Genomic DNA, 870 nt, shown 5'->3' with positions numbered 1-870 from the left:
CAAGGGCACCGGCCGTTTCGGCTGGGGCGAGCAGCCGACCGAGCAGGCCGGCAACAGCATCGAGACGACCCACGTCCCGCAGCGCCGCTTCGCCGCCGTGGCCCACCTGCTGTCCTACGCCCACAACCAGCGCGTGCGCGTGCGCTGCTTCGCGCCGGACGACGCGCTGCCGGTGGTGCCGTCGGTGTGCGGCATCTGGCCGGGCGTGAACTGGTTCGAGCGCGAGGCGTTCGACCTGTACGGCATCGTCTTCGAGGGCCACCCGGACCTGCGCCGGATCCTGACCGACTACGGGTTCGTCGGCCATCCGTTCCGCAAGGATTTCCCTCTGATCGGCAACGTGGAGGTGCGCTACGACGAGGAGCGCAAGCGCGTGGTCTACGAGCCGGTCACCTCGGTGGAGCCGCGCGTGGGCGTGCCGCGCGTGATCCGCGACGACGCGCGCTACGACACCGCCGCCGGCGAAGCCGCCCAGCGCGAGGCCACCAAGTGAGCGCCCAGATGCACCAGGACACGGCCGGCCAGCGCCCGGCAAACGCGGCTGCGTTGCAGGAGATCCGCAACTACACGATGAACTTCGGCCCCCAGCATCCGGCCGCGCACGGAGTGCTGCGCCTGATCCTGGAAATGGACGGCGAGACCATCGTCCGCGCCGACCCGCACGTGGGCCTGCTCCACCGCGGCACCGAGAAGCTGGCCGAGTCCAAGCCGTTCAACCAGTCCATCGGCTACATGGACCGCCTGGACTACTGCTCGATGATGTGCAACGAGCACGCCTATGTGCGCGCGATCGAATCGCTGCTGGGGATCGAGGCGCCGGAGCGGGCGCAGTACATCCGCACGATGTTCGACGAGATCACCCGCATCCTG

General features: G+C 69.3%; 1 protein-coding gene and 1 pseudogene. Both read left to right on the top strand.

All coding sequences use genetic code 11. From position 1 onward, the window contains the following. Window positions 1–493 (top strand): NADH-quinone oxidoreductase subunit C (locus IG80_RS14530; protein WP_075553262.1); only part of this gene is annotated, 493 nt, incomplete at its 5' end. A gap of 8 nt (window positions 494–501) precedes the next feature. After that, window positions 502–870: pseudogene (locus tag IG80_RS14525) on the top strand (NADH-quinone oxidoreductase subunit D); the annotation flags it as partial.

This window comes from Candidatus Paracaedibacter symbiosus, assembly GCF_000757605.1.
GTDB classification, from domain to species: domain Bacteria; phylum Pseudomonadota; class Alphaproteobacteria; order Paracaedibacterales; family Paracaedibacteraceae; genus Paracaedibacter_A; species Paracaedibacter_A symbiosus.
The sequence above is the reverse complement of the archived record's forward strand: the minus strand, read 5'-3'. Positions and strand labels throughout refer to the sequence as shown.